The sequence below is a fragment of the Roseateles sp. P5_E11 genome (genome assembly GCF_054049355.1).
This window is the reverse complement of sequence record NZ_JBFUMO010000366.1, coordinates 1-5,974: the sequence shown is the minus strand read 5'-3', so window position 1 is coordinate 5,974 and position 5,974 is coordinate 1. Positions and strand designations below refer to the sequence as shown.

Below are 5,974 nucleotides of genomic sequence, written 5' to 3'. Positions count from 1 at the left end.
GGCTCGGTGTTGGGCGGGGGCAGATCGGCCGTCGTCGGGACGGCTGCGGCGGTGTGCATGGAAACTCCCTGGGTGAAGGCGCCGCCGTCTGCTGCAGCGGGCTGCCCGTGACTGTGGCATTGCCGGCGCGCGTCACGAGCTCCGCTCGCGACGTGATTGTTCACCGCTGACTGAAGAAGGCGATGCGCTCCTCGTCTGCGGGGTGGGACGAGATCGCGATGGCCAACGGGTTGTTGTCCACCGTTGCATGCTTCTTGGCCAGACGCTCGAAAAACACGGCCATGCGCGAGGTGTCCACGCCGCCGGCCCGGGCCAGCGTGCGGCCGTAGAGGTCAGCCTCGCGCTCGTTGTCGCGCGAGTAGGCGTTGCTCGCCAGCAAGGCCGGTGCCGCGGCAAGCAGCGTGGAGAAGTCACCCACGATGACCGAGGCGACGACGCCGACCGCACCCGCCCGCAGCATCAGCCGCAGGCCGTGACGGTGACGCACGTGACCCAGTTCGTGCGCCAGCACGGTCATCACGGCGTCAGGTTCGTCGGCCAGCAGTTCCAGCAACTCGTCGGTGATGACGATGTCGCCGCCGGGCAGCGCAAACGCATTCGGTCCCAGCGCCTTGCCCCCGTTGCGGAAATGGATCTCGAAGCGCTCCGGCACCGCCGGCCCACCGTCGACGCGGGCTCGCGCGATGGCCTTGGTCCAACGGTCTTGCCAGACCTGTTGCTGGGCCGTGCTGAGGGCGCTCGGCTTGAGCCAATCGCCGTCCAGACCGTTCAACAAATGCTCGCCCAGGGTCCGCTCAGCGGATTGGGGCAGCGCGTCGACGGCGGTGTCGACCGCCCACGGCAGTCCCCAGCGCCAACCCGCTGCCAAGCCCGCCGCCAGCAACACCAGCGCCAGCAGCGCCAGCAGCCAGCTCTGCTGCCACTGCACGATGGCGCTGTCACTGCGACCGGACGCGCTCGCCCAGGCATCAAAGGCCGCGGCATCGGCAAAGCTCAGCAGGCCGCCGCCAGGCAGCAGGATCTGGCGCTGGCCATGGCGCTGGCGTTCGGGCCAGGTCAGGCCTGACAGCGGCGCGCTCTGCTCACCGAAGTGCAGCGTCGCACCGTCCATCCAGACCTCAATGGGCCGCGCGCGGGCGCTGCGCCCATCAAACCAGTCCGCGGCGAGGCGGGGCGAAGCATCCATCACAGGCCCATGTCGATGCCGAAGAAGTCGCCGGCGATGTCGCCCGTCGCGTCGGCGTGGCCGGCATGGGCCGCGGCCACCCAGTCGGCCGGGTCTTCGTCGCAGCCGATGCTGACGGCCTCCAGGCGCAGCCGCGCCGTGGCGATCGCCGCGAAGGGCCGGTACAGGCCCAGGGTCAGTCCGGTCAGCAGCCAGTTCTTCAGCGTCAGGCCGAACAGGGACGAGAAGCTCAGCGTGCTGCGAAAGCGCAAGGCTTCGCTGCGCGTGCCGCTCCAGGCCAGGTTCTGCATGCGTGCGGCGCTGTAGGGCATGACGACCGCGAAATACAGCAGGTAAGCGAGCAGCACCCCAAAGCCCAGCGCGGCCATGCTGACGACACGACCCATGCTCTGCTGCATGGTGCTGCCCAGCGCGACGAACAACGCGATCAGCACGCCGGAACCGATCATGGGCAGCAACGAGACGCCGATGGTCTTCAGCCCGAGCAGATAGACCTTGGCCACCGACAGCTTGAGCCGGGCATGCTGTCCGGCGATGCGGTAGCCGTTGTGCTGGTAGCGCTTGAACAGGGTCAATGACCAAGGCATCAGGACCATCATGCCCAGCAGGCCGACGACGTTCAGCCACAGCGCGGGCGTCATCTCCTTGGCCGTGCCTGCGTCTGCGGAGGCCATCAGCGCGGTGCCGGCGACCATGGCGATGGCCGGCAGATAGCTGGGTGCGCAGGCCAGATAGGCTCCTTGCAGCGACCCCTCGAAGCGCAGGCGCAGGCCGCGCCAGCTGGTGTTGCCCAGGCGAAACTGCATCGAGGCCCGCCACAGGGCCGGCCAGACGGCGCACAGGATCAGGAAGGCGATGAAGGCCGCCAGCTGCGACAGCCGGCCCGCGCCGCTGTAGACACCCATCAACACGACCAGCAGCACGAAGCCGCGGAACATCTTCCACGGGTCGCCATGAAAGCTCAGCGCCTGGCCATCGACCAGGGTGTTGGCATAGAAGTAGCGGATGCGCCTGGCCTTGGCGAAGGGCAGGTACAGGCCCAGCGTGACGAGGATGAGCAGCAGGTTGACCGACCAGATGCGGAAATACTCGCTGCCCGAGCCGGTGAAGCGGATGTCGAGCACCCGCGGCGCAGCGGGCGGCGTGGCGACGGGGGCCGCATCGGCCGCGGCGTCGAGGTCTTGCATGGAATCTCCCTGTTAGCGGGCCGCTGTTCAGCGCGGCGTGCCGGCCGAGACTTTGGCGGTGGCCAGCGTGCCTGGCAACTCTGGTTTGTCAGGCCCCGTGATGTGATTTTTTACGGCTGCCTGAAGAAGGCGATGCGCTCTTCGTCGCCCGGGTGGCTTGAGAACGAAGCCGAAAAAGACCTGGACCGAGTCGTCGCGGTCGTGTCGGAATCAAGCATTCATCCTCCCTCGGATGTCCTTTGTCCCGGCTTCCGGGGACGGCGCCGGTGTCTGAGCGGCAGCACTGTGCAGGGCGCCCTCCCTGCTGGCAACCCCTGCTTGCGGTGGCTGTCGGCCCCAGCCGACAGGCCTTTTTCACGGGCAGTCCGCCAAGAAGCGCTCGCTAGAATCGTTTCGACTTGTGATCCCCTTGCCTGCCCTATGACGATGAAGTTGATCGGTTCTCTCGCCAGCCCTTACGTGCGCAAGGTTCGCATCGTGATGGCCGAGAAGAAGCTCGATTACCAGTTGGTGCTTGAAGACGTCTGGGGCAGCGACGCCATCCTGAAGATGAACCCGCTGGGCAAGGTGCCCTGCCTGGTCATGGAAGGCCAGGATTCGATCACCGGTGCCGTCTTCGACTCGCGCGTCATCGTCGAGTACGTGGACACGCTGTCACCCGTGGGCAAGCTGATCCCCGAGCGCGGCCGCGAGCGCTGCGAGGTGCGCACCTGGGAGGCCCTGGCCGATGGCGTCGTCGATGCCGGCATCCTCGTGCGCCTGGAGCGCACCTGGGCGCACCGCCCCGCGGAGCAGCGCAGCCCGGCCTGGATTGACCGTCAGCTGACCAAGGTCAACGCCGCGTTGGCCGCGATGAGCCAGGGCCTGGGCGAGAAGGCCTGGTGCTCGGGCAACCATTTCTCGCTCGCCGACATCTCCGTCGGCTGCGCCCTGGGCTGGCTGGAATTCCGCTTCCCGGAGATCAACTGGCGCGAGGACTACCCCAATCTGGCTCGCCACATGGACAAGCTGTCCCAGCGCCAGAGCTTTGCGGACACTGTGCCGGCCTAGGCGATCAGCAGTTCCCGCGAACGCACATGCAGCAGGCGCACCAGGCGCCAGATGCGGCGCTCGATCTCGGCAACGTCCAGCTTCCACAGCGTCGCGATCTCGGCCAGTAGCAGGCCTTGCGCCAGCAGCGTCAGCAGATGACGGCTGGCCTGGTCGATCTGGCGGCCGGCGGGGCTGGCATCCAGCGGCGCTGCGGCCTGGCGGGCCGTGACGATGGGGCTGCGCTCGATGCCGAAGGCCGCCAGGGCCTGGCGGGCCAGCTGAGGGTTGAACATGGAGCGGCGTTCATGCAGGCGAGTCAGCGCCTGGACGAGGCCGGCACCGCTGCCGTCGTCCACGTGATAGGCATTGGCGCCGGCACTCAGCGCGGCGAACAGCTGCAGGTCATCGGCCGTCGGCGTCAGCAGCAGCAGCTGGGGCCGCACCGGCAGGCGGCCGAGTTCATGGGCGACACGCATCGCATGGCTGTCGACCAGGCGCAGGTCGCTGGCGACGATGTCGGGCGCCAGCGCGGCGAGTTCGTCCAGCGCGTCGGCCAGCAGGGTGCTGCTGCCGGCCAGCTCCACGCCGTCGGCCTGCAGCAGCAGCGAGCGCGTGCGCTGCAGCGTGGGCTCGCTGAGACGGAGGAGATAGACGGTGGGCATGATGCGCGGATGTAACCGCTGCGCATTGTGCGCGTTTTGGTCGCCATCCCCCTAACTTGTAGGCACCATCCCCCGCGGGCGCGGGCCCCTCGTCCAAGGAGGGGATCGCCAGGCGCCCGGCCCGAAATTCACGCGGCAGCGGTGCGTTCGATGGCGCCTTGGGGCGCAAAGCTGTGGGCGCTGGCCAGCGGCCAGTAGATCCTGAAGGTGTTGTGCCTCATGTCGCCGCGCAGCAGCGAACCCGGCTCCACGAAAGGCAGCAGGTTGGCCAGCAACCTGACCTCGTGCTTGTCCAGGCGGTGCACGATGTGCTGAGCCGTGATTTCCTGCGGGTGGCACAGCCCGGCGGCCTCGACGAGTTCCTTCAGCGCCTTCAGCGTGCCCTGGTGAAAGTTGGCGACGCGCTGGGCCTTGTCGGGCACGACGATGGCGCGCTGGCGCACCGGGTCCTGCGTGGTCACGCCCGTCGGGCAATGGCCGGTGTGGCAGGCCTGGGCCTGGATGCAACCCAGAGCGAACATGAAGCCGCGCCCGGCGTTGCACCAGTCGGCGCCCAGCGCCATCAGGCGCACCAGGTCGAAGGCGGTCGTGACCTTGCCGGCGCAGCCGATCTTGATCTTGTCGCGCAGGTTCAATCCGACCAGCGAGTTGTGCACGAGCAGCAGGCCCTCCTGAACCGGCGCGCCGACATGGTTGGTGAACTCCAGCGGCGCGGCGCCCGTGCCGCCTTCGGCGCCATCGACGACGATGAAGTCGGGCGTGATGCCGGTCTCCAGCATGGCCTTGCACACAGCGAACCACTCCCAGGGGTGGCCGATGCAAAGCTTGAAGCCGGTGGGCTTGCCGCCCGACAGCGTGCGCAGCCTGTCGATGAACTGCATCATCTCGATGGGTGTCGAGAAGGCGCTGTGCCGGGCCGGTGAGATGCAGGCCACGCCCTCGGGAACGCCACGTGCGGCCGCAATCTCCGCCGTCACCTTCGGGCCGGGCAGCACGCCGCCGTGGCCGGGCTTGGCGCCCTGGCTGAGCTTGAGCTCGATCATCTTGACCTGCGGGTCGCGGGCAGCGGCCTCGAAGCGCTCGGGGCTGAAGCTGCCATCGTCATTGCGGCAGCCGAAATAACCCGAGCCAATCTCCCAGATCAGGTCGCCGCCATGCACGCGGTGGTGGGCGCTGATCGAGCCTTCGCCCGTGTCGTGGGCGAAGCCGCCGAGCTTCGCGCCCTTGTTCAGCGCCAGGATGGCGTTGGCGCTGAGCGCACCGAAGCTCATCGCCGAGATGTTGAAGACGCTGGCCGAATAGGGCTGGGCCCGGCCCGCGCCAATGGTGATGCGGAAGTCGTGGCTGGTGAGATGGGTCGGCGCCAGGGAATGGTTGATCCATTCATAGCCGCGCGCGCTGACGTCCAGCTGGGTGCCGAAAGGGCGCTGGTCGGCCTCGCCCTTGGCGCGCTGGTAGACGATGGAGCGCTGGGCACGCGAGAACGGCGCGGCATCGTTGTCGCCCTCCAGGAAATACTGGCGGATCTCCGGGCGGATGAACTCCAGCAGGAAGCGCAGATGGCCGATGACGGGATAGTTGCGCAGAATGGAATGACGCGTCTGGCGGGTATCGCGCAGGCCGAGCAACGTCAGGCCCAGGAAGACGACGACCAGCACGCCGTCGACGAGCCCGCCCATCCAACCGATGGCGAAGAACAGCGCCAGCAGGCCGCACAACATCCACGTCAGATAGCGCAGCGGGAAATATTCGTTGATGYGTCGTGTCCAGCTGGGCCAGGCAAGCATGAGGGGTCCTTAAACCGTGACCGACGGATGCTAAGGCCGGAGGAGCCTGAGCGGCAGCGGGCGTGGCCCGCGTTGTGACTGGCAAGGGCGCAGGCTAGGCGCGAGGAGGCAGCGGGTGCG

The 5,974-nt window shown here is 67.8% G+C and carries 5 protein-coding genes; 1 reads left to right on the top strand and 4 read right to left on the bottom strand.

The genetic code is table 11. The features are described 5' to 3' along the window. Nucleotides 1–160: 160 nt before the first annotated feature. The gene (locus tag ACXJKR_RS22015; protein ID WP_457324627.1) at nucleotides 161–1,186 is read right to left on the bottom strand and encodes a M48 family metallopeptidase; all 1,026 of its coding nucleotides are present in this window, start codon (nucleotides 1,184–1,186) and stop codon (nucleotides 161–163) included. Then, entirely contained in the window at nucleotides 1,186–2,373 is a 1,188-nt protein-coding gene (locus ACXJKR_RS22010; RefSeq protein ID WP_056200210.1) for a YjgN family protein, read from the bottom strand. The genes ACXJKR_RS22015 and ACXJKR_RS22010 overlap by 1 nt, the downstream gene beginning before the upstream one ends. 426 nt (nucleotides 2,374–2,799) lie before the next feature. Between ACXJKR_RS22010 and ACXJKR_RS22005 the strand changes: the two genes are divergently transcribed. Next, nucleotides 2,800–3,423, top strand: coding sequence for a glutathione S-transferase family protein (locus tag ACXJKR_RS22005; protein WP_457324626.1), 624 nt, complete (start codon nucleotides 2,800–2,802; stop codon nucleotides 3,421–3,423). Here the strand turns inward: ACXJKR_RS22005 and ACXJKR_RS22000 are convergent. After that, the gene (locus ACXJKR_RS22000; RefSeq protein WP_056200213.1) at nucleotides 3,420–4,067 is read right to left on the bottom strand and encodes a response regulator; all 648 of its coding nucleotides are present in this window, start codon (nucleotides 4,065–4,067) and stop codon (nucleotides 3,420–3,422) included. The genes ACXJKR_RS22005 and ACXJKR_RS22000 overlap by 4 nt on opposite strands. A 128-nt stretch (nucleotides 4,068–4,195) precedes the next feature. After that, nucleotides 4,196–5,854: an FMN-binding glutamate synthase family protein gene (locus tag ACXJKR_RS21995; RefSeq protein ID WP_457324625.1), complete on the bottom strand. Its 1,659-nt coding sequence runs from the start codon at nucleotides 5,852–5,854 to the stop codon at nucleotides 4,196–4,198. Nucleotides 5,855–5,974 lie beyond the last annotated feature (120 nt).